Source organism: Shimia sp. FJ5, from assembly GCF_032918335.1.
Taxonomy (GTDB): Bacteria; Pseudomonadota; Alphaproteobacteria; order Rhodobacterales; family Rhodobacteraceae; genus Shimia; species Shimia aestuarii_A.
In genome coordinates this window covers 403,954-426,592 of the sequence record NZ_JAWJUV010000001.1, presented here as the reverse complement: position 1 = coordinate 426,592, position 22,639 = coordinate 403,954, and the positions used below count along the sequence as shown (strand labels likewise).

Below are 22,639 nucleotides of genomic sequence, written 5' to 3'. Positions count from 1 at the left end.
GATCCTCAATCCCGCTTCGGCTTGTCCTTGCGCGTCTCGGCCAGCACCGCGCGCAGCCGCGCGGCATAGGCCGCCCGATCCGTCGCACTCATGCCTTCGACCCGGTCAAGCCAGACATCCCGCGCCACCTCGTAGCGGGTCCGCTTGGCGGTTTCCATCGCATTGAGCAGCCCCGCCAGCGCCGCGCGATCAACCTCGGGCGCCGCGATCAAATCGGCAAGCGCTTGCGATTGGCTACGGGTTGAGCCGTGCTCGAACCGTCCCTCCTGATAGGCGGCCCGAATGCCCCGGCCGATGGCCCGGCGATCCGCATGATCAAGCGCGCGCACATGCGCTGGCATCCGCATGTCCCGGTGCCCTTTCGGTCCGCCCGAAAGCACCGCCCCAACCGCAAGGCCAAGGATCAACAGGTTAAAGGCCAGCGACAGGATCAACACGATCCGCACACCGCGCCGCATCCGGGGCTTTGCACCGCCCGTCTCGGGGGCTTGATTTGCCGTCTTGTCCTCGCTCATTGCGCGTCCTCCTCGAGAAAGGCATAGCTCGTGTCGAGATAGGCCAGGTAATCCGTGTTGCCACCGCTCACCAATCCGGCAAGCCCATTTGGAAGCACTGTCGGTGTCGCGCTGAACCCGATCCAGAGACCGGCCACCGTCGCCGTGGCCAACCCACCAATCGAGGGCCAACCGCCAAGCGCCGCCACGATCCCCGCCAGCATCCCGCGCCGGGGCGCAGGCTCTGCCACGATCGCCGCCGGTTGCGGCTGCATCGCCTCCGCATCCGCCAGCACCCGCGCCATGAAATCTGCCGAGGGCGCCTGCGCCGTATCTTGCGCCGCCGCCGCAAGCAGGGCGTCGAGATCGCGCTCCGTCATGCTCTTATCAGCCATGTTCATACCCCAGTTCTTCCTTGCGTCCCGCCAATCCGGCGGCCAACGCGCGCTTGCCCCGTGCCGTGAGGCTTTCCACCGCCTCGACGGTGATCTCCATGATCTCCGCAATCTCGGGATTTCCCAACCCCTCGATATGGCGCAGGATCACGGCCTGTCTCTGCCGTTCCGGCAAATCGTTGAGCGCCGCCTGCAATGCGTCGAGTCGCGCCTTGTCCTGCAACGTCTCTGCCGGCCCGACCGCATCGTCTTCCGGCTCGGGAATTTCGTCGATCCCGACCGAACGCCGCTTCCGTAGCCGGTCGGTGCAGAGATTGGCCGTGACGCGGTATAGCCATGTCGTGACCTTCGCCTCGCCCTGCCGCCACTCCGGCGCGATCTTCCAGAGCCGCATCAACGCCTCTTGTGCCACGTCCTCGGCCTCGGCCCGGTCGCCAAGCATCCGGAACGCCTGCGCAAAGACCCGCGGCGTCAACCGCAGGGTCAGAAGCCGCGCCGCACGCGCATCGCCATTGGCATAGAGCACCAATAGCGCGTCGTCTCCGACTTCGGTCTCTGCATCAAGCGGCATCGTCATCATCCCATCGGCCTAGCCTGAAACCCCCTGCCCGGCAATCCCGGCGCGACAGTCCCCTGCCGCGCCGGAAACCATTTCTTATTGGTTGGCTTTGCCGCTGCCGTCGCAATTGCCACGGTCTTTCTTGTGCCATCCCTTGTGACCGCCCTTGCCGTCCTGCATGCGCTCCTGCATGCGGGCCTGGGCTGCGTCGAACTCGTCCTGGCTGATGGCGCCGTCATCGTCAGCATCGGCCCGATCAAACATCCGGTCCATCATCTTGCCGCGCGGTCCTTTGTCCTTCATGGCCTGCATCTCGTCCATCGAGAGCTTGCCGTCCTTGTCGGCATCCATCCGCTCGAGCATCTTCGCCGAGCGCGCCTCGATGCGCGCCTTGGCCATCTCGAGGCCGCGGGCGTTCATTTCTTCAAGGCTGAGGAACCCGTCGCCATCCGCATCGGCCTTGCCGAACTGTGTCGCACCGATGGCCGCGATCTCTTCCTTGGTGATCTTGCCGTCGGCATTGGCGTCGATTTCTTCGAAATTCATCATCGGACGCGGGCCATGCATACCATGTCCCATCTTGCCTTCGGCATAGGCTGCAGCCCCGCCCATCATCAGCGCCGCTGCCAGAACACCACTCATAAGCTTTGCACGTTTCATAGGAGTATCTCCACTTGTGTTACATCTGCCGGAAACCGGCCTCTTCGTCCTGCTTCCTGACCATGAAACGCGCCGCCCCCGCCTTTCCGTCGCATTTTTTTTCATCCCTGGCCCCGCCCCGCTTTGCAGCCGTCAGAAAAAGGGTGCACTAAGCCACATCTTTTGCGACATCGGGACGCAAGGTGCTTTTGCCCCCTTTCAATGCGCGCCCACGAGGCGCATTTTCTCCGGATCAAGCGAGGACACGTCATGTCGAACACGATTGCATCTCAGCCGGAGCGCCCCCTCGGCCCGGCTCTCTACAAGGGCTGGCAACGCAAATGCCCCAACTGCGGCAACGGTCCGCTTCTCAAAGGCTATCTCAAGGTCCGCGAAAGCTGCTCTGTCTGTCGCGAAGACCTGACCCCCCAGCGCGCCGATGACGGCCCGGCCTATCTCACGATCCTGATCGTGGGCCACCTGATGGCGCCGCTCCTGCATATCGTCTTTGTTCAGTTCCGCCCCGAGCCGCTTATCATGTTTACCATTTTTGCGGTTGGCTGCGTCGCACTCTCGCTCTACCTTCTCCCCAGACTAAAAGGGGTGGTGGTCGCGTTCCAATGGGCGCGGCGCATGCACGGGTTCGACAAGAGCTAGGCCAAAGACCGGCCCCTTTGGACCGACCGAGGGGGAGAGGCATGACAATAGACAAGACCGCAATCCGCAACGCAGCCACGGTGATCGTGCTGCGCGACCGCATGAGCGACCCGCATATCCTCATGGGACAACGCGGCGCCTCGGCGGCCTTCATGCCCAACAAGTTCGTCTTTCCCGGCGGCGCGGTCGATGCCGCCGATGCTACGATTCCCCTTGCCGCGCCGATGCCGACGCTTTGCCGCGAACGCCTGACCGAGGATAGCGACCCGGCGCTCGCCCATCCGCTTGCCGTTGCCGCCGTGCGCGAGCTCTGGGAAGAAACCGGCCAGATTCTCGGCCAACCCGGCACATGGGACGGCACGCCCCCCGATGATTGGGCCACCTTCGCCGCAACCGGCCACCTGCCCGCCGCCCACGGGCTGCAATTCGTCTTTCGCGCGATCACCCCGCCGGGCCGTCCGCGCCGCTTCGATGCGCGGTTCTTCTTGCTCGACGCAGAAGAGCTTGCCAGCGACCCGGATGATTTCTCTTCTGCCTGTGACGAGCTCTCACACCTGCAATGGATCCCGCTTCAGAAAGCGCGCGATTTCGACCTGCCTTTCATCACCGAGGTGGTGCTCGCCGAGGTCGAAGCCCGCGCCCATAGCACCGAGCCGCCGCAAACCGTGCCCTTCTTCAAGAACAGTGACGAAGAAAGCCTTTTCTTGCAGCTGAAGGGCAAGATGCCCGACTGGCGCGCCGACTGAGAGGTTGGGGGCGCTGCCCCCAAACCCCCGAGGTATTTTCGCCAAAAAGAAACCATGGCGGGCGTTCAAAGCAAAAGCACAAGCCCAAGAATACTTGCGCTCAAGAGCGCCATGCCGATCCATTCCCGGCGCGTGATGCGCTCGCGGAAGAACAACACCGATCCGAGCACTGCAAAGATCAGCTCCACCTGCCCCACGGCTTTGACGTAGGCCGCATTCTGCAAGGTGAAGGCCGTGAACCAGCAGAAAGACCCCGCCATCGAGGTAAGGCCGATCCACCCTGCCCGCGTCCATGCGCCAAAAACCCGGCCGATCTCGCCCGCCTCGCGCCAGACGAGCCAGACCGCCATGGCAAGTGTCTGCATCGTCGTCACCGCCGCCAAGGTCACAAGCGCACGCAGGAACGGGTCTTCCGCCGCAACCAGAAGGCTCGCGCCGCGATAGGACACCGCAGAGACCCCGAAAAGCGCCCCCGCCGCAAGACCAAGCGCTGCCGAGGGCGTGATCAGGCGGTTAAGGATGTTGCCTTCGACCTGTGGTCCCGACAGGACAAGCACGCCCGCGACACCGATCAGGATCGCCGCAAGCCCCGGTAGGCTCACCTTGTCGCCAAGCACCACCATGCCAACAAGCGCCGTCATCACCACCTCGACCTTGATAAAGGTCACGCCGACCGCGAAATTGCGCCGCTTGAAAAGAAGGACGGTCAGGACCGTCGCCGTAATCTGCGCCGCGCCACCAATCGCGCCATAGGCCCAGAACCCCGCCGTCGGGAGCGCGACACGCGCCTCCCCCAGCCCAAGCCAAACGGCCAGCAGAGCGCACAGGATTGGCGCGGAATAGACAAACCGCGCGAAGGTCGCCCCCGCCGCCGAGAGCTGCACGAGGCTGAGCTGCTTCTGCAGCATGAAGCGCACCGTTTGGAACAATGCGGCGGCGATGGAAATGACAATCCAGAGATCCATGCGCTCTTAGAGCATAGGCTTACTCTTTCGGCCAGAGCGGATGCGGTACCGGGTCTTTCGCGCGCAGGAAGAACTTGGCGAAAATCTCGCGGTAAGAGCGGAAATAATAGGCCTCGTTGCGCGCAAGATACCGTTCGCGATGCGCCTCAAATAGCTTGGGCAGGTGATACCACGGCACTTTCGGATGCATGTGATGCACGACATGCAGGCTATTATAGAGGAAGATCCACGCCAGCGGCCCGTGATCCTCGATGATCACGGTGCGCCCCCGCGCGCGCTCATGCGCCTGATGCTCAAGGAAGGTGCGGATCTTAAGGACCGAGAAGGCCGCATAGGCCGAGATCACATAGGCCCATAGCGGCATCGCCGAGACCGCCAGCACGAACCAAAGCGCCAGCGCCAGCGCCGGGACATGCCAAACCCATGCATGCAGGACCGCCTTGTCCCCGCCCCGGATCGCACGCCAATCCGCGGCCATGAACGCCGCCTGTCCAAGCGCCGGACCAATAAGAAGCCGTCCGATCAGCAGGTTGTTGAACCGCAGAAGCGCCTTGTGCCACCCCGGCAATTTCGCCCAGATGTCCGGGTCGAGATAGTTGCTCTCGGGGTCGTCATAAGGGTCGGTCAGGATCGTGTCGTCATGATGCGCAAGATGCGTGTCACGGAACCGGTAATAGGGCACAAAGAGGCCCAGCGCCGGAAACACCATCAGATCGTTGAGCCATTGGGCGCGGAACGGATGGCCATGCAGGACTTCGTGGCTGAGCGAGGATTGCAGGGCAATGCCAAGGATCGTGATCGCCATGCCAAGCGGCAGGAACCACGCCGCCGCCCAAATCGTGCCGAGCGCGAAGAGTGCATAGCACAGCAAAAGCATCGCCACGGTCGGCCATTCCACCAAAGGGCGCGCGTGGCGCAGGGCGCGGGTATCAGACATGCCGCCGCCCCCAGCCGATCCCGGCCCAGACGCGCTCATAAAGGACGTAGCAGGCAAAACCGACCGCTGTATTCACGATTGCCAATGTCCCGCCAAGCGCTGCCGAACCTGTTGCCACCACCCCCACAAGGGTCATCGAGGCCAATCCAATCAGGTTCCAGATCACCGCTTTCACCAATGAGCGCTGCCGCGTCTCCATATCGCCTCCGTCTTCGTTCTGTTGTCTTGGGTCACGAAACCGTTACCGAACCGGGGGTGCGTGGGGAATTCGGAATGTAATTCACAAAATTCCGCAAATATGATATTTATCAACAAATGAGTATTTATATCGACAAACGCCTCCGCGCCGACCAGTTCCGGCAGCGACTCGCCGCCGCCATGCAAGAGCGTGGCGCGACGCAGAGCGGCCTTGCCCGCGATATCGGCGTGGATCGTTCAACCATTTCGCAGCTTCTAAAGGACAAGGGCGCGCGCCTGCCCAATGCGCAGGTGGTGGGGGAATGCGCCGCCGCGCTTGGGGTTTCGGCGGATTGGCTCCTGTCGCTGACCGACCGCCCGGAACAGGCCGCCGATATCCTCGCCAACTCCCTGACCCTGACCGAGGCCCCCCGCGCCCTCGTCGATGAACAGATCTTCGATTGGCACCGCGAGGCCGAGGGCTACAAGATCCGCCACGTCCCCGCCGGTCTCCCCGATATGCTCAAGACACGCGACATGCTCGAATGGGAATACTCGCCCCACCTCGGGCGCACGGCGGAACAGGCCATCGGCGCTTCGCAGGACCGGCTCAACTGGATGCGCGCAAGCCCCTCGGATTATGAGATTGCCGTGCCGCTACACGAGCTCGACGCCTTTGCCGCAGGCACAGGCTATTACGCAGGTCTCCCCAAGGCGCTCCGCAAGAGCCAGCTTGACCACCTCTCCTCCCTCACGGCCCAGCTTTACCCGCGCCTGCGTCTCTATCTCTTCGACGCGCGCCGCCTGTTTTCCTCGCCGGTGACGGTGTTCGGCCCGCTCCTCGCCGTGCTTTACCTCGGACGCAACTACCTCGCCTTCCGCGACAAGGAACGCGTCGAGAGTTTCACCGCGCATTTCGACAATCTGGTGCGGCAAAGCACGGTGACGGCCCGCGAACTCCCCGAGCACACGCAGGCGCTGCGCGACAAACTCTCCTGATCCGCGCTAGACCTTCGGGTCCGGGTTGACCGTGTGGCCATCCACGGCGACGACCTGCCCCGAGACGCCCCGCGCGCCGTCTGAGGCAAGGAACACCGCCATATCCGCGACCTCCCGCGCCTCGACAAAACGGCCAAGCGAGGTGCCCGAGGCATAGCCCGCATAAACCGCGTCCCGCGTCATGCCCTTGGCCGCCGCCTCGCGCTCCAAAACACCCTCCATGCGCGGCCCCTCGACCGCGCCGGGACAGACCACGTTACAGCGCACGCCAAACGGCCCAAGCTCCATCGCCAGCGTCTTGGCAAGGCCAATGACCGCCCATTTCGAGGCCGCATAGGGCGCGCGGTTCGGGTATCCATGCTGCCCCGCCGTCGATGAGGTGACGACAATCGCGCCCTGTGATGCCTTGAGGAGCGGCACCGCGTGTTTCGCCGTGAGGAACACCCCATCAAGCGTGACCGCCGTGCAGGCCCGCCAATCCTCAAGCCGCACCTCCTCGACCGGCGCGGTCGGCCCCGCAATCCCCGCATTGGCGCAAAGCACATCAAGACCGCCCGCCGCCGTTAGATCGGCAAAGACCGCGCGCATCGCGTCCTCATCGCTGACATCCGCCCGGACCCTGCGCCACGCGTCTGGCACCTCGGCAAGCGCGCCCTCGTCCACATCCGTGATCCAGACCTCATAGCCCGCCGCCGCGAACGCCTCGCCCATCGCCCGCCCGATGCCCGAGGCCCCGGCCGTGATGAGAACGCGTCCCCCGCTCATCGTGGCGCGCCGACGTAACGCCCGACGCCCTCCGGTGCGGGCAGGTCCGCCTGCGCCTCGGCAATCATCGCAAGGTTCGCGGCAATCTCCGGGCTGAACGGTGCGGGCCGCCGCGTCTCAAGGCTCACATGGATGAGAATATGCTCCGCCGTCGCAAGCAGGCGCTCTCCGGCATACATCTCATGCCAAAGGTGCATCTTCTTGCCCTCCGCCATGAGAACCCGCGTGCGCACCTCGATCCGCTCGCCAAGTTTCGCCTCGTCGATATGGCGAATATGGGTCTCGGCGGTAAAGAACGACCCGCCCGAGGCGATATAGTCCTGATCGCAACCCACGATCTCCATGAGCCGATCCGACGCATCCGCAAAGGCATGAAGATAGCGGCTCTCGGTCATATGCCCGTTATAGTCGAGCCAATCGACCGGCACCGCCCGCGCCTGCGTCACGATGGGCTGGGAGGCATCCGCAATATCCTCCGCGCGCCGCACCATGCCCGCCGCATCCGAGAGACGCCGATCCTGCTTGTTCAGAACCGCGCCCGAGGCCCAATCCTGCGCCTTGAGCGCCCGCATCATCGACACGAGGTTATCGTCGCGAATCCGCTCCATCTCGCGGATTGTCATATGCCCTGACTGCGCGTCCGACTGTTCCGCGATCAGGTCGACCAACTCGTCGGTGAACTCCGGCACATCCATGAGCTTGGTCCACGGCCATTCAAGCGCCGGACCGAACTGCGCCATGAAATGCCGCATCCCTGCCTCGCCGCCCGCCACGCGATAGGTATCGAAAAGCCCCATCTGCGCCCAACGAATGCCAAACCCCATGCGGATGGCCTCGTCGATCTCTTCCGTCGTCGCCACCCCGTCCTTCACGAGCCAAAGCGCCTCGCGCCAGACCGCCTCAAGGAAACGATCCGCAATATGGGCGTCGATTTCCTTGCGCACATGAAGCGGGAACATCCCCACGCTTTCGAGGATCTCCTTGGCCCGTGCCACGATCTCCGCCCCATTGGCCGCGCTCGGCACCACCTCGACAAGCGGCATGAGGTAGACCGGGTTGAACGGATGCGTGACGACGATCTGTTCCGGCCTTGCCGCGCCTTCTTGTAGTTCGCTCGGTTTGAACCCGCTGGTGGACGAGCCGATGATCGCCCCCGCGTCACAACCCGCCTGAAGCCCCGCATAAACCTTGTGCTTGAGGTCGAGCCGCTCCGGCACGCTCTCCTGAATCCATTCCGCGCCCGCGACTGCCTCGGCCATATCACTATGAAAGCTAAGCGCGCCTTCCTCTGGCATCGACGTATCCGAAAGCCCCGGCATCGCCCGACGCGCATTGGCAAGCACCTCACCGATCTTGCGTTCTGCCTCCGGGTCCGGATCGAACACCTTTACGTCCCATCCATTGAGAAGGAACCGCGCGGCCCACCCGCCGCCAATGACGCCCCCGCCGATGATTGCCGCCTTGCGTGCCATGTCTGGCCTCCCCGTGTTGTCTTCTTTGCATGAACGCTTTGCACCGCGCTCTGGGCGCAAAGCCTAAAGATGTCTGAATACCGCGCCAGGCCTCGTCCCGTTTGCGCGCACAGACGCAATACCGACGTGATACCGACGCGATACCGACCCCCGTTTTCGGGGGCCGCGCCTTACTTCGCGACCGGCGCGCGCTTCGTTAACCCAAGCGTCTCGCGCACCTCCTGCGGCCCGATCACCCGCGCGCCCATGTTCTCGACGATGCTCTGCGCGCGTTCCACAAGCTGCCAGTTCTCCGCCAGAACCCCTTTCTCAAGCCAGAGGTTATCCTCAAGCCCCACCCGCACGTTGCCGCCCGCAAGAACCGACGCCGCCACATAGGCCATCTGGTTGCGCCCAAGGCTAAACGCCGAAAAGGTCCATTCATCCGGCACGTTGTTGACCATCGCCATAAAGGTATTGAGATCATCCGGCGCGCCCCACGGCACCCCCATGCACAACTGCACAAGCGCATCCGGCGCGAGAATGCCATCCTTCACAAGCTGCTTCGCATACCAGAGATGGCCGGTATCAAACGCCTCGATCTCGGGCTTAACCCCTAGATCTGTCATCATTTTTCCCATCGCCTGCAACATGCCCGGCGTGTTGGTCATGACGTAATCGGCCTCTGCGAAATTCATCGTCCCGCAATCGAGCGTGCAAATCTCCGGCAGGCAGTCCGCCACATGAGCGACCCGCTCCGCCGCGCCGACCATGTCAGTGCCCTCAACGGGCGGAAGCGGGCTTTCAGTTCCGCCAAAAACAATGTCGCCGCCCATCCCCGCGGTGAGGTTGAGGACCATATCCGTCTCGCTCTCGCGGATGCGCTCCGTGACTTCACGGTAAAGGCCAAGGTCACGGCTCGGCGCGCCCGTCTCCGGGTCTCGCACATGGCAATGCACGACCGCCGCCCCCGCCTTCGCCGCCGCGATCGCACTGTTCGCGATTTCTTCAGGCGAGCGCGGAACATGGGGGCTGCGATCCTGCGTCCCCCCCGACCCGGTCACAGCACAGGTGATAAACACCTCACGATTCATCTCCAAAGGCATAGCATCTCCCCTTCTTCTTTTCCCGATCCTCCCCCGCCTTGCGCGTCGATATTTTCCCCAATACGAATGATATTTGATGAAATCCGAATCAAATCCACGCCTGCCCCTCGATGTCGCTGTGCTCGTCCTCGACGAGAGCAACACGCTGAGCTTCGCCGCCGCCGTCGATCCCCTGCGCGCTGCCAACCGCCGCGCGGGGCGTACCCTGTTCCGATGGCGCTTCTTTACCCCGCTCGGCACCCCCGTCACGCTCACAAGCGGCCTACCCATCTCTGGCCCACCGCTGTCAGACCTCGACCGCACCGACCTCCTCATCGTGGTGGCAAGCTTCGATCCCGACCGCCAATCTCCGCCGCGCCTCCTCGCCTCCCTGCGCCGCTTTGCCGCCAATGGCGCGCCGCTCGCCGCGCTGGATGGCGGCCCCTGGCTCTTGGCCAAGGCCGGGCTTCTCGACGGTCACGCCGCCACGATCCACTGGGAAGACATCGACACTTTCGCCGCCCGCTTCCCCGAGATCGAGACACGCCGCGACCGCTATGTCCTCTCGCCCGGGCGCGCCACATCCGGCGGCGCAGTGCCGGGGATCGACATGATGCTTGCCCTGATCTCCGAACGCTTCGGCCCGGCGCTGGCAACCCGCACCGCCGCAGCTTTGCTGCACGATCCCGCCCCCGCGGGCCGTCAAAGCCCCGCTCCCGCCCGCCAAAGCGCCCGACGCGACCGCCAAGTCGCCCGCGCCCTCGACCTGATGGAACGCCATATCGAAGACCCGCTGCCCATCTCCGAAGTCGCCGCGCGCCTGCGGATCAGCCCCCGTAGCCTCGAAATGCGCTTCCGCCGCGCCCTCGACCAAAGCCCGCGCGATCACTACCTGCAACTGCGCCTCGGCGAAGCCTTCCGCCTCGCAACCGATACCGAAGACCAGGTCAGCGCCATTGCCGCCGCCACGGGGTTCGCCTCGCAATCCAGCTTTGCCCGCGCCTTCCGCAACGCCCACGGCCAATCCGTGCGCGCCCTGCGCCGCACACGCCCCTGATCTTCCTCTTGCCGAAAATATCCCCGCCGGAGGCACCCCGAGGAGACGGGCCGAAGGGCCGGCGACGAGATATCCAGCGCGCGGCCTTGGCTGCGCCCCCTCTCCTAGCCGCCGATATCGCCCTGCGCGACAGAGACCGATTTCACGATCGCATGTATCTCATCCCCTTCGGCCAGCGCCATCGCCTCTGCCGAGCGCCGCGTGACCCGCGCCAGCACATGCTCCTCGTCACAGGCAATCCGCACCATGACCCCCGGCCCCGTGCCCGACCGGATCGACGCGATCCGCCCCTTGAGGATGTTGAGCGCTGAAAGCCCCTCGGGCGCCGCCCGTGACAGGATCACATCCTGCGCCCGGATACGCACCCGCAGGATATCTCCCACTGCGCCGCCCACACCGGGCAGGAAAAGCCGCCCGCCGCAGGTCTGCAATTCGCTAAGCCCGTCCTCGTGATGCGCCACGAGCCGACCGCGAAGGACGGCCCCTGCATGGCGCACACCAAAGGCCGGAGCAGCCTCGGGGTCCGACAAGATTTCTGCCGTCGGGCCGCTCTTGATCACTCGCCCCTCCTGCAACACGACCACAGTCGTCGCCAACCGCGCGACCTCCGACACCGCATGACTCACAAAAAGGATCGGCAGGCCCGCATCATCGCGCAGCCGTTCGAGATAGGGCAGGATGTCCGCCTTGCGCGCCTCGTCCAGCGCCGCCAGCGGCTCGTCAAGCAGTAGCAAATCCGGCGCCGCCAGAAGCGCCCGGCCAATCGCCACACGCTGCCGCTCGCCGCCCGAAAGCCCCGCCGGGCGCCGCTCGAGCAGGGCACCAAGGCCAAGCATCTCCACCACCCGCGCCTCTTCGCGCGGGTCTCTCGCCCGCCCCCGCACCCGCGCCGCATAGCGCAGGTTGCCCGAGACGCTCATATGCGGGAAAAGGCGAGCGTCCTGAAAGACATAGCCCAACCGGCGGCAATGCACCGGAAGGTCGATTCCCTGTGCGCTATCAAACAGACACCGCCCCGCAACCATGATGCGCCCCGCCTCAGGCCGGAGAAGCCCCGCAACCGCCTGCACCACACAGGTCTTGCCTGCCCCGGATTTGCCGAATAGCGCCGTGACACCGGCCGGTGCGGTAAAATCCACGTCGAGCGCAAAACCCTCGAACCGGTGGCGCAGGGACACCTCGACCGTCATTGTCCTGCCACCCGCTTGCTGACCCGGCGCGCGAGGATTTCAGACACCACGAGCGCCCCCATCGCCACGGCGATTGATACGATGACAAGTCGCATCGCCTGTGCCTCCGCGCCCGGCACCTGCAAGACGCCATAGATCGCCGAGGGAAGGGTTTGTGTGCGCCCCGGAATGGCCGAAACAAAGGTGATCGTCGCTCCGAATTCGCCCATCGCCTTGGCAAAGGCGAGGACTGCCCCCGTCAGAACCCCCGGCAGGATGAGCGGCAAGGTGACCGTCAGGAACACCCGCCAGCGCGGCGCGCCAAGCGTCGCGGCCGCCTCTTCAAGGCCGGGGTCCACGGCCTCATAGGCCAGCCGGATCGCCCGCACCATAAGTGGGAACGCCATCACCGCCGCCGCCAGCGCGGCCCCGGTCCAGCGGAAGGCAAAGACAAGGCCAAACGTCTCTTCAAGAAACGCCCCCACAGGCGCGCGCCGCCCAAGCATCAGCAGCAGGAGATAGCCGGTGACGACTGGCGGCAGGATCAACGGCAGATGCACGATCCCGTTGAGCACCTGCTTGCCCGCAAAAGACTTGCGCGCCAAGAGCCACGCCACGGCGATCCCGAAAGGCAGGCTCAACAGTGTCGCCCAGACCGAAACCTTGAGCGACAATTGAACTGCGGCCCAGCCCTCTGCCCCGAGCCAGCCGCTCATGGCAACACCTTGAAACCGTTGGCCTCGAACACGGCCCGCGCTTCTGGCCCCGCGAGGAACGCAAGGAACGCGCCCGCGTCCTCTGCCTCGCTGATCGCCGCCGCGGGATAGGTGATCGGCGCATGGCTGCCCTCGGGAAACTCGGCCACGACATGCACCCGAGGCTCGGCTACGGCGTCACTCGCATAGACAACACCCAAAGGTGCCTCGCCAAGGGCCACAAGCGCAAGTGCCGCGCGCACATTGGCCGCTTCAGCGACATCCGCCGCTACCGTCTCCCAGAGGTCCAGCGCCCCGAGTGCCTGTTTTCCGTAGATCCCTGCGGGCACCGCATCAACGAGCGCCATAGCGAGCGGCCCATCGCTCAGCCGTGCCATGATTGCCCCAGCCTCGAGCGCCACCGGCCCCGGCGCGGCACCGACCATGACGAGCCGATTGCCAAGAAGAGCGCGACGGGTCTCGGGTTGCACCAGCCCCGCCGTCTCTACCGCGTCCATCCAACCCACATTGGCCGAGATGTAAATATCCGCAGGCGCGCCCGCGAGGATCTGGCGCGCAAGCGCCGACGATCCGCCATAGGAGATCAGGACGCTTTCGGCCTGCCAAAGCGGCGCGATCTCGTCGAGCGCGGTCTTGAGGCTCGCCGCGGCAAACACCGTCAGCTCGCCCGCGCGCGCCGCCCCCGGCAGGGCCATCAGCGCCGCAAGGGCCCCGGCCCAAAACGTCCTGGTCAACCTGTTGATCATGGCGCGACTATCGGTCAACGCCGCGCGGCTCGCAACATGAACTTGCGCGTCTTATCGCGCTGCGGCCAAGAGCCCCGGCACATCGAGATGCGCTTCCATATGATCGGCAAGCCCATCAAGCACCGTCTCGACCACCGCGCCATAGCGCGCCTCGCTCGCCTCGGCCCCGAGCGCGCGGAGCCATGCCGCGCGGAAATCATCATCGCGAAACATCCCGTGCAGGTAGCTGCCGACGATGCGCCCGTCTGGGCTGGCCGCGCCTTCATCCACGCCATCAATCCGCGCGAAAGGCCGCGCCCGGTCCGGCCCTTCGCTTCGGCCAATATGAATCTCATAGCCACGAAACGCCTGCCCCGATCCGACATGGATCGCGCCCGTCTCGCATAGCCGCTTCTCGGGCGTCATCACCGTCTCGATATCGAGAAGACCAAGCCCCTCGGTCTCGCCTGCTGGCCCTTCGATCCCGTCGGGATCACGCACCACGCGCCCCAACATCTGATAGCCGCCGCAAATCCCGAGCACGCGTCCGCCCCGGCGCACATGCGCGAGAAGGTCAATATCCCAGCCCTGCATCCGCAGGAATTCGAGATCGCCCCGCGTCGATTTCGTGCCCGGAATGATGACAAGATCGGCATCGCCCGGAATCGCACGCCCGGGGCCAAGCATCGTCAGGCGCACGCCCTCTTCCTGCTCGAGCGGGTCAAGATCGTCGAAATTCGCAATCCGCGAAAGCGCGAGGCACACGATATGAAACCCGGCATCGCGCTTCTCGGCCCCGATCTCAACCGCATCCTCCGCCGGAAGCCGCCAGGCATCCCGGAAGTAAGGCAATATCCCGTATCCGCGCCAGCCCGTCGCCTCCTCGATCATGGCATAGCCATCCTCGAAAAGCCGCACATCGCCACGGAACTTGTTGACGAGAAACCCCGCGATCATGGCGTTGTCCTCGTCCGAGAGAACCGCCTGACTGCCAACGATCTGCGCAATGACGCCGCCGCGATCAATGTCGCCCGCAAGGATCACCGGCACATCGGCGCGACAGGCGAACCCCATATTGGCAATGTCGCGCGGCCGCAGGTTGATCTCGGCCGGACTACCGGCGCCCTCAACAAGCACTAGATCGTTCTCGGATTTGAGCCGCGCGAAACTCTCCATGACCTTCTCGATCAACGTCTCGCGCAGCCGCCCGTAGTCCTTGGCCTCTGCCGTGGCGAGGCGCTGTCCCTGCACCACGACCTGCGCGCCGGTGTCCGTCTCGGGCTTCAATAGAACCGGGTTCATATGCACGCTGAGCGGCTTGCCACAGGCCAGCGCCTGAAGCGCCTGCGCACGCCCGATTTCGCCGCCATCTTCCGTGACGGCGGCGTTGTTCGACATGTTCTGAGGCTTGAAGGGCGCGACATTGATCCCCCGACGCTTGGCCGCACGGCAGAGCCCCGCGACAAGCATCGACTTCCCGACATTCGAGCCGGTGCCTTGGATCATCAGCGCCCGCGCCGCCATCAGAATTCGATCCCGAGCTGCGCCTTGATCCCGTCACGGAACGGATGCTTCACATCCTTCATTTCCGTCACAAGGTCCGCCGCCGCGATGAGTTCCGGCTTGGCGTTGCGCCCGGTAAGAACGACATGGGTCATCTCCGGCTTTTCCGCGAGGAGGAAATCCACCACGTCATTCACATCGAGATAGTCATAGCGCAGCGCGATATTGATCTCATCGAGAAGCACAAAGCGGATGTTCGGATCGCGGATCATCTCTTTGGCCTGCTCCCAACCGGCCTCGGCCATGGCGATATCGCGCGCCCGGTCCTGCGTCTCCCAGGTAAAACCCTCGCCGGAGACGATGAATTTGCACTCGTCGGCAAACCGCTGGCGCAGAAAATCGCGCTCGCCCGCCTGCATGTTGCCCTTGATGAACTGCACCACACCACAGGGCATCTCGTGCGCAATACAGCGCATGATCATCCCAAACCCCGAGCTCGACTTGCCCTTGCCATCGCCGGTGTGGACCATGATGAGACCCTTTTCGCCGGTCTTATGCTTCATGAGCCGATCCCTCTGGGCCTTGATCTGCTTCATGCGTTCATTGTGCAGGCGGTTCTTTTCCGCCTCGTCGATCTGGTCGGTCATGTCGCGCGTGTCCTTCTGTTTCGTCCTATCCTGCGCCAAGTCATAGGCAAGCCCGCGTCCGAAGGCGACAGCTAAGACGTGCCTTGCGTCCAAAAACAACACGGCCCGGTCCAACGTGGGACCGGGCCGTTTTGTCTCTGTCGCTTTTCGTCCCTCTAGGGGATCAGGAAGAGCGTGATCGCCGGGAACAACACAAGAAGGATGACCCGAAGGATATCCGAGGTCACGAACCACATGACCGCCTTGTAGGTGTCGGTCATCCGCGTCTGCGGGTCCATGGCGTTGATGATGAAAAGGTTCATCCCCACAGGTGGCGTAATGAGGCCCACCTCCACCACGATCAACACGAGGATACCGAACCAGATCGCGACATGTTCCGCCGGCATACCAAAATCGAGCACGCTGATGACCGGGAAGAAGATCGGGATCGTCAAAAGGATCATCGACAGCGAATCCATGAGACAGCCAAAGATCAGGTAGAAGACGAGGATCATCACAAGGACGGTCCACGGGCTGAACCCCTGCCCCACGACCCAGTTGGAAAGCTCCTGCGGCACCTGGCTGAGCGCGAGGAAACCGTTGTAGAAGCCCGCGCCAAGCACGATGAAAAAGATCATCGCGGTCGAGGTCGCGGTGGCGATGATGCTCTCGCGGAAGATCTTCCAGGTGAGGTTACCCGTGACAAGCGCGATAAGCCCGGTCCCCGCCGCGCCCACGGCGGCGCCTTCGGTCGGGGTAAACCAGCCGAGATAGATACCGCCCACCACAAGACCAAAGACCAGCAGCACAGGCCAGACATCAATCATGGCGCGGATACGTTCATTCATCGGCACCGCCTCGCGCGTGCCTGCCGAATCCGGGTTGAGACGGACATAGATCGAGATGGTGATGATATAGCCAATCGCCGCAAGGATCCCCGGCACGAAGGCCGCAAGGAAGAGCTTGGCGATGTTCTGCTCGGTCAGGATCGCATAGATCACAAGGATCACCGACGGCGGAATAAGGATGCCGAGCGTGCCGCCCGCCGCAAGCGTCGCGGTCGAGAAGCCCCCGGAATAGCCATAGCGGCGCAGTTCCGGAAGGGCGACGCGGCTCATTGTGGCCGCGGTGGCAAGCGAGGAGCCACAGATCGCGCCAAAGCCCGCACAGGCCCCGACCGCCGCCATCGCGACACCGCCCTTGCGGTGCCCGAGCCAGCTTTCGGCCGCCTTGAAAAGCGCCTTGGACATGCCCGAAAGCGTCGCGAATTGCCCCATCAGCAGGAACATCGGGATCACTGTCAGAGAATAGCTCGAGAACGTGGTGTAGGTCTCGCTCTTGAGCTTGGCCATAAACATGGACGTGCCGCCCATCGCGAAATAAAGACCGCCCAAGCCGCAGAGCATCATGGCAAGCCCGATCGGCGCGCGCAGGAAGATCATCACAAGAAGGACAGGGAAGGACCAGAAGCCCAGTTCAAGCATGCTCAATGGACTGCCTCCTCGGAGTAGGGCATGAATCGACGGCCTGTGACCACTTCGGCCACCCGCGCCAATGCGCAATAGATACCGACAAGCGATGCCACGCAGGCCGCGAAAAAGCTCAGCGCGTAGGACCACCAGATCGGGAATTGCAGTAGGAATGTCGTATCGCCATAGGCGTATTTGCTCTCAAGCCCGGCAAAAAGGCGGACCGTGATGAGCACGATCACCACCGTCAGGATGATTTCCCAGAAGGTGATCAGGAGTTTGTTGGCCTTGCGTGGCAGGGCGTTGGTAAAGATGTCCACCGTGGCATGGCTGCCGTAAAGCTGACAGATCGGCAGGAAGGCGAAGATCGCAAAGGCCACCCCGGCTTCGAGGATTTCGAAATCGCCGTTGATCGGCCCGACGCCCGCTTCCACAAGCCTGTCAGCAAGATGCTTCATGCTGCGCATCTTCCTAGACATTCCCTCTACGGCATCCGAATGCGCGAGACTGTTCAGCCCTCGGCCCAGCACGCTGACACATGTCAGGACAACAAGCGCCGAAAGCACGAGTCCCCCGATCACAGCCATGAAGCGCGCGACGCGTTCCACGATTTTGAGCATGGTATCTCTCCAATAAAAAGCGCCCCCGGATGGCACCCATCCGGGGGCGCGCTCGGGTCTCTTAGTTGCCCGAGTGCTTTTCGATCAGTTCGGCTGCACGCTTGCGCAGGCCGGTGCCGTCGAGACCTTTTTCATCCATCTCGGCGGTCCAGGCTGCGGTGGTGGCTTCCGCCGCCGCTTTCCATTCGGCCGCCTGCTCTTCGCTGAGCGTGATGATGTTGTTGCCCGCGGCTTTCGCAGCTTCATAGGACGGCATGTCGTCGGCCTGCATCTGCTTGCCTGCGAAGCCCGAGAACTCGAGGCCGGAGTTGTTGTCGATCACAGCCTTGAGATCGTCGGGAAGCGCGTTGTAGCGGTCCTTGTTCATCGCGAAGATGAAGGTCGTGGTGTAAAGCGCCTCGTTCGGGAACATGGTGTGGTTCTCCACGAGTTCCGACACTTTCAGAGCACCAACAACTTCCCACGGGATGATGGTCGCGTCGACAACACCCTTCGAAAGCGCTTCCGGGATTGCCGGAACCGGCATGCCGACCGGGGTCGCGCCGAGGTTCTTCACCAGCATGTTGGTGACGCGGGTCGGGGCGCGAAGCTTGACACCGTTCAGGTCGTCAACCGAGGTGATCGGGTCTTTCGAGTGGATGACACCGGGACCGTGGACCCAGACGCCGATGACTTTGAAGTCTTTGAAGTCCTGGTCGAGCATCGATTCCTCGGCAAGATCCCAATAGGCTTTCGACATCGCTTCGGCGTCGGTCATGGTGAACGGAAGTTCGAACACTTCTGCGCGCGGGAAGCGGCCCGGCGTGTAGCCCGAAACAGTCCAGACAATATCCGCCACGCCGTCGATCACCTGATCGATAAGCTCAGGCGGCTTGCCGCCAAGCTGCATCGAGGGGAAGTGCTGGATCGCGATGCGACCCTCGGATTCCTCTTCGACCTTCGCTGCCCAAGGCAGAAGCACGTTTTTCGGCACGTTGGCCTGCGCCGGCAGGAACTGGTGCATGCGAAGCGTGACGTCCGCGGCCTGTGCCGAAGTGCCCGAAAGACCGAACGACAGGGCCGCAACGGCCGCCGCGCTGGCGAATTTGAGAATATTTCTGCGGTTCTTGATCATGATGTCCTCCCTGGATGATCAACGATGATGCCCGAAAGCACCGGCTTGCAATGTGTGCGCCGAAGCGCTGTCTTCTTTCTGACCGGCCCGTTCCTCCTCGAAGCGGGCAAAGTCTTGTCTATGTCCTGCGCCCTACTGGCGCTCTGCATGCGTCCTTATGCAGCGTCCCGGCACGCCGGGTATGATATGGGTGCGTCCGCCTTGCAGGGCCCCAACAACCCCGACCGACCAGTCGGTTAAATATTATCCTCCGACCGCAAACAAGGCAACTTCTTTTGCAGGTCGAACCGTCGCAGCCACTTCAAAAAACTTAACATGACAACTATCTACGCCGATTGAATGGATATGAGCTGTTTTTGTAACCATCAACCCCCGCTGTGTCGCGCGTTTCTTTCTCTTCGTGCTGCCATGCGCCAGAGGCACCCCTGCCCCGAACTTTGGCTCATGACGCAGCATGAAATACTTTTAGCGAAAGTAAACTGAAGATTTCGCGGTTTTGGTTTCCAAAAACGGCAAGTAAAGGCCAAGAGGCGGCCTTACTCTGCCGCGCCAATCGCAACCCGGACCGGAGCAAGCCCCTCGATCTCGCCCACGAGATGATCGCCAACGGCCACCGGGCCGACCCCGGCGGGCGTCCCCGTCATGATGAGATCGCCCGGTTGCAGGTGATAATAGAGCGAGAGATTCGCGATGATCGCATTGATCCCGTGAATCATGTCACTGAGGCGCGCCTCCTGCCGGGTTTCGCCATTGACCTCTAGACGGATCGCTTGCCCGCCGATCGGCCCCACCGCCTCGGCGCGGGTCAACGGGCCAAGCACAGCCATGCCCTCGCCATCCTTGCCAAGGTCCCAAGGGCGGCGCTTGTCCTTGGCCGCCTGCTGCAGGTCGCGACGCGTCATATCAAGACCGCAGCCATAGCCAAACACGGCCCCTGCTGCCTCGGCCTCATCAACCTTGAAGACCGACGCCCCAAGGGCAACGACACATTCCATCTCGTGGTGCACGTCCTGCGACCCCGGCGGATAAGGCAACACGCCGCCGCTCTCGAGCACGGCATGCTGGCTCTTGGTGAAATAGAACGGCGCTTCACGATCGACCTCGTTGCCCATCTCCGCCGCATGCGCTGCGTAGTTGCGCCCGACACAGAAAATCCGCCCCACAGGGTAGCGGGCCACCTCGCCCTCGACGGCGAGGGACGGCTGTTTCGGCGGCTCGAAAAGATACTCGGTCATGGCGGCTCCCCCTGGCATCCGGCGCGTTCTTGCAGCGGTTCAGATCTTGATAGCCGCCTAATCGCGCGTCCGAAACCTTAACCACGACCCAAACCCCTTGTTTTGCGCCTTTTGGGGCCGTGAACCGCGCCGCACACTGATGCAATACCGACGTGATACCGACGTAATACCAAAGCGCCGAAGGTCAGGGCGTGAGAATCACCTTCCCGACCACCTCACGGTTAACCAATGCCGAAAGCGCCTGCCCAGCATCGGCCAAGGGGTAGGCCTTGCTGACTTGCGGCGCCAGCTTGCCCTCCTCGAACCATTTGAAAAGCTCGGCAAAATTTGCCGCATCTTCCTTTGGTTCAATTTTTCGGAACGCCCCCCAAAATACCCCGACAATCGCACAACCCTTGAGAAGCGTCAGGTTGACCGCGACTTTCGGAATGTCTCCTGAAGCAAAGCCGACAACCAAGGCGCGACCACCCCAAGCCATTGACCTTAAACAACTTTCAAACATCCCGCCGCCCACAGGATCGTAAAAGGCATCAACGCCCCGCCCCCCCGTGATCTCCTTCACCCGCCCCCGTAAATCCTCGTCGGAATAGTTGATGAAATGGTCCGCCCCGGCCTGTTTCGCGGCCTCCAATTTCTCAGCCGAAGAGGCCGCCGCGATGACCGTTGCGCCCATCGCCTTGCCGATCTCGACAGCCGCCAAACCGACCCCGCCCCCGGCTCCAAGCACGAGCAGGACTTCGCCTTCCTGAAGCCGCGCACGCTGTTTGAGCGCGTGCATCGACGTGCCGTAAGTCATTGTAAAACCGGCTGCGATTTCGGATTTCATCGTCTCGGGGCGCGACATGATCGCGTCTTGGTCGACGATGATCTGTTCGGCATATCCACCGGTCAGCGCCATTGCCATGACCGCATCACCGCGCTTGAAGGCTGTCACGCCCTCGCCCACCGCATCGACCACACCCGCCACTTCGCCGCCAGGTGCAAAGGGAAGCTCCGCCTTGAACTGGTACTTGTTCTGAATAATGAGCGATTCCGGGAAATTCACCCCGCAGGCTTCAACTCGTACCCGAACTTGCCCCGCGCCCGGTTCAGGCGTTGCGACCTCGCGCAGTTTCAAGAGTTCTGGCGGCCCAAATTCCTCGCACAACATGGCTTTCATGGCTTTTCCTCCCCTAAGTCCTTGCGGCCAATCGCTGCGTTAACCTTATCACCATGGATCGGAATTATGATGCTGATCAGCCTTCGGGACACTGCGTCACAATAAAATAATCTCTTTTCTCCGCCGAAGGATTCGCGCCAAGGTGAGGCAAATCCGGAGGAGAGACCCGTATGAAGACTATCAAAGCCGCCGTGTGCCACGAATACGGCGCGCCGCTCGTTATTGAAGACATCCAAATCGCCCCGCCCGCCACGAACGAGGTCGAGGTGACGCTGGATGCCGTATCCATTTGCCATTCCGATATCTCCTTCTGGGAAGGGAAATTCGGCGGCACCTTGCCCGCGGTCTACGGTCACGAGGCGGCCGGGCGCGTCACCGGGGTCGGCCCCGGCGTCGTGGGTTTCGAAGAAGGCGACAGCGTGATCGTGACCCTGATCCGCGCCTGTGGCAGCTGCCCCAACTGTGGCTCCGGCAAACCGACAATCTGCACCACCCCGCATGACCAAACAGCCCATCCACTCACGACCATGGGCGGCGACAAGATCATGCAGGCGATGGATTGCGGCGCCTTTGCAGAGAAAGTCGTCGTCGACACGAGCCAGATCGTGAAGATCCCCGCCGACATGCCAAAAGATTGCGCGGCTCTGATCAGCTGCGGCGTCATTACCGGGGTCGGCGCCGTGGTGAATGCTGCGAAACTGCGCGCGGGTGAAGATGTCGTGGTGATCGGTGCGGGCGGCATCGGCCTCAACGCCATCCAAGGCGCGCGCCTTGCCGGGGCACGTCGTATCGTTGCCATCGACATGGTGCCGGAGAAGCTTGAAATCGCTAAAGAATTCGGAGCAACTGACGCCGTTCTCGCAAGCGATCCAAAGCCCTGGCGCCATGCGATCCGCTCTTTGGGCAAAAAGGCTGACGCGGTTATCGTGACCGTCGGGGCGATCCCTGCCTACAATTCCGCCCCCCGCTACCTCGCGGAAGGGGGTCGAATTGTGATGGTCGGGATGCCCGCCTTCGGCCAAAGCGCCGAATATGAACCGCTCATCATGTCCGACGCGGGCCAGAGCATCGTGGGCTCCAAGATGGGGGATACTGTCATCAAGCGGGATATCCCCTGGATGGTCGACCTCTATCAACAGGGACGACTCAAGCTCGATGAACTGATCTCCGGCCGCTGGGAACTTGGCCAAATCAACGACGCCATCGCCGACACCAAGACCGGCGCCGCCAAGCGGAACGTGATTCTCTTCTGAGGCACAGCACAAGCTGGACACCAACGCCCCGTCAAATGACGGGGCGTTTTACGTTCCGGAAATGCGGAAATTATTTCCACATACTTGACAGAATGTTTTTTAGAGCCTTCACTGCGCCGCACGC

26 protein-coding genes are annotated in these 22,639 nt (G+C 63.0%); 5 read left to right on the top strand and 21 right to left on the bottom strand.

What is annotated here, in order from left to right; translation table 11 throughout:
* Nucleotides 1-5 precede the first annotated feature (5 nt).
* The 4 genes from R1W01_RS02245 to R1W01_RS02230 all read right to left on the bottom strand — a co-directional run bounded on the left by R1W01_RS02245 (nucleotide 6) and on the right by R1W01_RS02230 (nucleotide 2,108).
* Nucleotides 6-515, bottom strand: a complete 510-nt coding sequence (locus tag R1W01_RS02245) for a periplasmic heavy metal sensor (RefSeq protein ID WP_243613244.1) — start codon at nucleotides 513-515, stop codon at nucleotides 6-8.
* Nucleotides 512-889, bottom strand: coding sequence for a dihydroorotate dehydrogenase (locus R1W01_RS02240; protein ID WP_243613245.1), 378 nt, complete (start codon nucleotides 887-889; stop codon nucleotides 512-514). Before R1W01_RS02240 ends, R1W01_RS02245 begins: the two co-directional genes overlap by 4 nt.
* Nucleotides 882-1,466, bottom strand: coding sequence for an RNA polymerase sigma factor (locus R1W01_RS02235; protein ID WP_297757829.1), 585 nt, complete (start codon nucleotides 1,464-1,466; stop codon nucleotides 882-884). The genes R1W01_RS02240 and R1W01_RS02235 overlap by 8 nt, the downstream gene beginning before the upstream one ends.
* Before the next feature lie 78 nt (nucleotides 1,467-1,544).
* Nucleotides 1,545-2,108, bottom strand: a complete 564-nt coding sequence (locus R1W01_RS02230) for an EF-hand domain-containing protein (protein ID WP_243613247.1) — start codon at nucleotides 2,106-2,108, stop codon at nucleotides 1,545-1,547.
* Between the two features lie 249 nt (nucleotides 2,109-2,357).
* Here R1W01_RS02230 and R1W01_RS02225 point away from each other — a divergent pair, with 249 nt between their 5' ends.
* A complete protein-coding gene (locus R1W01_RS02225; RefSeq protein WP_243613248.1) occupies nucleotides 2,358-2,744 on the top strand; it encodes a DUF983 domain-containing protein in 387 nt (128 codons plus the stop codon).
* A 41-nt stretch (nucleotides 2,745-2,785) separates the two neighbouring features.
* Nucleotides 2,786-3,490 carry an NUDIX hydrolase gene (locus tag R1W01_RS02220; RefSeq protein WP_243613249.1) on the top strand — a complete coding sequence of 235 codons (705 nt, stop codon included), beginning with the start codon at nucleotides 2,786-2,788 and terminating at the stop codon, nucleotides 3,488-3,490.
* A gap of 65 nt (nucleotides 3,491-3,555) precedes the next feature.
* On the opposite strand, the gene R1W01_RS02215 is transcribed toward R1W01_RS02220, so the two are convergent.
* Genes R1W01_RS02215 through R1W01_RS02205 form a run of 3 tightly spaced genes read right to left on the bottom strand, consistent with a single transcriptional unit; the run spans nucleotide 3,556 to nucleotide 5,591 of the window.
* Nucleotides 3,556-4,455 carry a DMT family transporter gene (locus tag R1W01_RS02215; RefSeq protein WP_297757522.1) on the bottom strand — a complete coding sequence of 300 codons (900 nt, stop codon included), beginning with the start codon at nucleotides 4,453-4,455 and terminating at the stop codon, nucleotides 3,556-3,558.
* 19 nt (nucleotides 4,456-4,474) lie between these two features.
* Nucleotides 4,475-5,392: a fatty acid desaturase gene (locus R1W01_RS02210; protein ID WP_243613251.1), complete on the bottom strand. Its 918-nt coding sequence runs from the start codon at nucleotides 5,390-5,392 to the stop codon at nucleotides 4,475-4,477.
* On the bottom strand, nucleotides 5,385-5,591 hold the full coding sequence (locus R1W01_RS02205) for a DUF2061 domain-containing protein (RefSeq protein WP_243613252.1): 207 nt from the start codon (nucleotides 5,589-5,591) through the stop codon (nucleotides 5,385-5,387). The genes R1W01_RS02210 and R1W01_RS02205 overlap by 8 nt, the downstream gene beginning before the upstream one ends.
* A 116-nt stretch (nucleotides 5,592-5,707) precedes the next feature.
* Here R1W01_RS02205 and R1W01_RS02200 point away from each other — a divergent pair, with 116 nt between their 5' ends.
* A complete protein-coding gene (locus R1W01_RS02200; RefSeq protein ID WP_243613253.1) occupies nucleotides 5,708-6,568 on the top strand; it encodes a helix-turn-helix domain-containing protein in 861 nt (286 codons plus the stop codon).
* A 6-nt stretch (nucleotides 6,569-6,574) separates the two neighbouring features.
* Here the strand turns inward: R1W01_RS02200 and R1W01_RS02195 are convergent, their stop codons facing one another.
* From R1W01_RS02195 to R1W01_RS02185, 3 genes are all read right to left on the bottom strand, one after another.
* Nucleotides 6,575-7,333, bottom strand: a complete 759-nt coding sequence (locus R1W01_RS02195; RefSeq protein WP_297757519.1) for an SDR family oxidoreductase — start codon at nucleotides 7,331-7,333, stop codon at nucleotides 6,575-6,577.
* Nucleotides 7,330-8,805, bottom strand: coding sequence for a carnitine 3-dehydrogenase (locus tag R1W01_RS02190; RefSeq protein WP_297757517.1), 1,476 nt, complete (start codon nucleotides 8,803-8,805; stop codon nucleotides 7,330-7,332). Before R1W01_RS02190 ends, R1W01_RS02195 begins: the two co-directional genes overlap by 4 nt.
* A gap of 170 nt (nucleotides 8,806-8,975) precedes the next feature.
* Nucleotides 8,976-9,890, bottom strand: coding sequence for a 3-keto-5-aminohexanoate cleavage protein (locus R1W01_RS02185; protein ID WP_243613256.1), 915 nt, complete (start codon nucleotides 9,888-9,890; stop codon nucleotides 8,976-8,978).
* Nucleotides 9,891-9,966: 76 nt separating this feature from the next.
* Here R1W01_RS02185 and R1W01_RS02180 point away from each other — a divergent pair, with 76 nt between their 5' ends.
* The gene (locus R1W01_RS02180) at nucleotides 9,967-10,926 is read left to right on the top strand and encodes a GlxA family transcriptional regulator (protein ID WP_297757512.1); all 960 of its coding nucleotides are present in this window, start codon (nucleotides 9,967-9,969) and stop codon (nucleotides 10,924-10,926) included.
* 104 nt (nucleotides 10,927-11,030) lie between these two features.
* Here R1W01_RS02180 and modC read toward each other — a convergent pair whose 3' ends face one another.
* From modC to R1W01_RS02125, 11 genes are all read right to left on the bottom strand, one after another.
* Entirely contained in the window at nucleotides 11,031-12,116 is a 1,086-nt protein-coding gene (modC, locus tag R1W01_RS02175; protein WP_297757510.1) for a molybdenum ABC transporter ATP-binding protein, read from the bottom strand.
* Nucleotides 12,113-12,811 carry a molybdate ABC transporter permease subunit gene (modB, locus tag R1W01_RS02170; protein WP_297757507.1) on the bottom strand — a complete coding sequence of 233 codons (699 nt, stop codon included), beginning with the start codon at nucleotides 12,809-12,811 and terminating at the stop codon, nucleotides 12,113-12,115. Before modB ends, modC begins: the two co-directional genes overlap by 4 nt.
* Nucleotides 12,808-13,557, bottom strand: coding sequence for a molybdate ABC transporter substrate-binding protein (gene modA / locus R1W01_RS02165; protein ID WP_411028135.1), 750 nt, complete (start codon nucleotides 13,555-13,557; stop codon nucleotides 12,808-12,810). The genes modB and modA overlap by 4 nt, the downstream gene beginning before the upstream one ends.
* Nucleotides 13,558-13,608: 51 nt before the next feature.
* Nucleotides 13,609-15,060 (bottom strand): cobyric acid synthase, encoded by a 1,452-nt coding sequence (locus R1W01_RS02160; protein ID WP_297757504.1) that lies wholly within the window; start codon nucleotides 15,058-15,060, stop codon nucleotides 13,609-13,611.
* Nucleotides 15,060-15,686, bottom strand: a complete 627-nt coding sequence (cobO, locus tag R1W01_RS02155) for a cob(I)yrinic acid a,c-diamide adenosyltransferase (protein ID WP_243613261.1) — start codon at nucleotides 15,684-15,686, stop codon at nucleotides 15,060-15,062. Before cobO ends, R1W01_RS02160 begins: the two co-directional genes overlap by 1 nt.
* Nucleotides 15,687-15,841: 155 nt before the next feature.
* Nucleotides 15,842-17,155 (bottom strand): TRAP transporter large permease, encoded by a 1,314-nt coding sequence (locus R1W01_RS02150; protein WP_243613262.1) that lies wholly within the window; start codon nucleotides 17,153-17,155, stop codon nucleotides 15,842-15,844.
* Complete coding sequence (locus R1W01_RS02145; protein ID WP_297757461.1) at nucleotides 17,152-17,754, bottom strand: TRAP transporter small permease; 603 nt, start codon at nucleotides 17,752-17,754, stop codon at nucleotides 17,152-17,154. The genes R1W01_RS02150 and R1W01_RS02145 overlap by 4 nt, the downstream gene beginning before the upstream one ends.
* Before the next feature lie 61 nt (nucleotides 17,755-17,815).
* Entirely contained in the window at nucleotides 17,816-18,865 is a 1,050-nt protein-coding gene (locus tag R1W01_RS02140) for a TRAP transporter substrate-binding protein (RefSeq protein ID WP_297757823.1), read from the bottom strand.
* Nucleotides 18,866-19,111: 246 nt separating this feature from the next.
* A complete protein-coding gene (locus R1W01_RS02135; protein ID WP_317275023.1) occupies nucleotides 19,112-19,324 on the bottom strand; it encodes a hypothetical protein in 213 nt (70 codons plus the stop codon).
* An 80-nt stretch (nucleotides 19,325-19,404) separates the two neighbouring features.
* Entirely contained in the window at nucleotides 19,405-20,103 is a 699-nt protein-coding gene (locus tag R1W01_RS02130) for a fumarylacetoacetate hydrolase family protein (protein WP_297757458.1), read from the bottom strand.
* A 184-nt stretch (nucleotides 20,104-20,287) separates the two neighbouring features.
* A complete protein-coding gene (locus R1W01_RS02125; RefSeq protein ID WP_317275022.1) occupies nucleotides 20,288-21,262 on the bottom strand; it encodes an NADPH:quinone oxidoreductase family protein in 975 nt (324 codons plus the stop codon).
* Nucleotides 21,263-21,432: 170 nt separating this feature from the next.
* On the opposite strand from R1W01_RS02125, the gene R1W01_RS02120 reads away from it, so the two are divergent.
* Entirely contained in the window at nucleotides 21,433-22,515 is a 1,083-nt protein-coding gene (locus R1W01_RS02120) for a Zn-dependent alcohol dehydrogenase (RefSeq protein WP_243614186.1), read from the top strand.
* The last annotated feature ends 124 nt before the right edge of the window (nucleotides 22,516-22,639 follow it).

Excerpts from the sequence above, each read along its gene's own strand:
- modB (WP_297757507.1), bottom strand. The coding sequence starts at position 12,811 with ATGAGCGGCTGGCTCGGGGCAGAGGGCTGGGCCGCAGTTCAATTGTCG.
- modC (WP_297757510.1), bottom strand. The coding sequence starts at position 12,116 with ATGACGGTCGAGGTGTCCCTGCGCCACCGGTTCGAGGGTTTTGCGCTC.
- R1W01_RS02215 (WP_297757522.1), bottom strand. The coding sequence starts at position 4,455 with ATGGATCTCTGGATTGTCATTTCCATCGCCGCCGCATTGTTCCAAACG.
- cobO (WP_243613261.1), bottom strand. The coding sequence starts at position 15,686 with ATGACCGACCAGATCGACGAGGCGGAAAAGAACCGCCTGCACAATGAA.
- modA (WP_411028135.1), bottom strand. The coding sequence starts at position 13,557 with ATGATCAACAGGTTGACCAGGACGTTTTGGGCCGGGGCCCTTGCGGCG.
- R1W01_RS02195 (WP_297757519.1), bottom strand. The coding sequence starts at position 7,333 with ATGAGCGGGGGACGCGTTCTCATCACGGCCGGGGCCTCGGGCATCGGG.
- R1W01_RS02180 (WP_297757512.1), top strand. The coding sequence starts at position 9,967 with ATGAAATCCGAATCAAATCCACGCCTGCCCCTCGATGTCGCTGTGCTC.
- R1W01_RS02145 (WP_297757461.1), bottom strand. The coding sequence starts at position 17,754 with ATGCTCAAAATCGTGGAACGCGTCGCGCGCTTCATGGCTGTGATCGGG.
- R1W01_RS02190 (WP_297757517.1), bottom strand. The coding sequence starts at position 8,805 with ATGGCACGCAAGGCGGCAATCATCGGCGGGGGCGTCATTGGCGGCGGG.
- R1W01_RS02205 (WP_243613252.1), bottom strand. The coding sequence starts at position 5,591 with ATGGAGACGCGGCAGCGCTCATTGGTGAAAGCGGTGATCTGGAACCTG.
- R1W01_RS02245 (WP_243613244.1), bottom strand. The coding sequence starts at position 515 with ATGAGCGAGGACAAGACGGCAAATCAAGCCCCCGAGACGGGCGGTGCA.
- R1W01_RS02135 (WP_317275023.1), bottom strand. The coding sequence starts at position 19,324 with ATGCTGCGTCATGAGCCAAAGTTCGGGGCAGGGGTGCCTCTGGCGCAT.
- R1W01_RS02235 (WP_297757829.1), bottom strand. The coding sequence starts at position 1,466 with ATGACGATGCCGCTTGATGCAGAGACCGAAGTCGGAGACGACGCGCTA.
- R1W01_RS02230 (WP_243613247.1), bottom strand. The coding sequence starts at position 2,108 with ATGAAACGTGCAAAGCTTATGAGTGGTGTTCTGGCAGCGGCGCTGATG.
- R1W01_RS02185 (WP_243613256.1), bottom strand. The coding sequence starts at position 9,890 with ATGCCTTTGGAGATGAATCGTGAGGTGTTTATCACCTGTGCTGTGACC.
- R1W01_RS02240 (WP_243613245.1), bottom strand. The coding sequence starts at position 889 with ATGGCTGATAAGAGCATGACGGAGCGCGATCTCGACGCCCTGCTTGCG.
- R1W01_RS02160 (WP_297757504.1), bottom strand. The coding sequence starts at position 15,060 with ATGGCGGCGCGGGCGCTGATGATCCAAGGCACCGGCTCGAATGTCGGG.
- R1W01_RS02210 (WP_243613251.1), bottom strand. The coding sequence starts at position 5,392 with ATGTCTGATACCCGCGCCCTGCGCCACGCGCGCCCTTTGGTGGAATGG.
- R1W01_RS02120 (WP_243614186.1), top strand. The coding sequence starts at position 21,433 with ATGAAGACTATCAAAGCCGCCGTGTGCCACGAATACGGCGCGCCGCTC.
- R1W01_RS02200 (WP_243613253.1), top strand. The coding sequence starts at position 5,708 with ATGAGTATTTATATCGACAAACGCCTCCGCGCCGACCAGTTCCGGCAG.
- R1W01_RS02130 (WP_297757458.1), bottom strand. The coding sequence starts at position 20,103 with ATGACCGAGTATCTTTTCGAGCCGCCGAAACAGCCGTCCCTCGCCGTC.
- R1W01_RS02220 (WP_243613249.1), top strand. The coding sequence starts at position 2,786 with ATGACAATAGACAAGACCGCAATCCGCAACGCAGCCACGGTGATCGTG.
- R1W01_RS02225 (WP_243613248.1), top strand. The coding sequence starts at position 2,358 with ATGTCGAACACGATTGCATCTCAGCCGGAGCGCCCCCTCGGCCCGGCT.
- R1W01_RS02125 (WP_317275022.1), bottom strand. The coding sequence starts at position 21,262 with ATGAAAGCCATGTTGTGCGAGGAATTTGGGCCGCCAGAACTCTTGAAA.